We start from the raw sequence: 313 nt of genomic DNA, 5'->3' as shown, positions 1-313 counted from the left end.
CACCTTGGCGGTGGTAGCATCGGCATAGGTAGCAGCCAGACGGGCAGCCTCACGGAAGCCGCCTGCGATGTCATCGGTGGCGATGGGTGCAAAGCCGTTGGTGTTGACGATGGTCAGCACGGGCACGCTGAAATCATCGCACAGGCGGACAAAGCGGGAAGCCTTGGCCACGCAGTTGTGGCACAGGGTCTCGCCGGTGGCCACAATACCCACAGCGTTGCCGCCGATGGTTGCGATTGCGGTGTAGACGTGCTTGCCGAAGCCTGCGTACAGCTCCACAGCGCTGTCCTTGTCGATCAGGGCAGCGGCAGCC

At 63.3% G+C, this 313-nt stretch carries 1 protein-coding gene; it reads right to left on the bottom strand.

The window, feature by feature from the left end; all coding sequences use genetic code 11:
* On the bottom strand, nt 1-313 hold a 313-nt coding region (locus P0G09_RS17450), incomplete at both ends, for a carboxyl transferase domain-containing protein (RefSeq protein ID WP_275253307.1).

It is taken from the genome of Faecalibacterium sp. DFI.5.82, from assembly GCF_029076575.1.
Classification (GTDB): domain Bacteria; phylum Bacillota; class Clostridia; order Oscillospirales; family Ruminococcaceae; genus Faecalibacterium; species Faecalibacterium duncaniae.
Note: the sequence above shows the minus strand (reverse complement) of the source record. Positions and strands in the feature narration are given on the sequence as shown.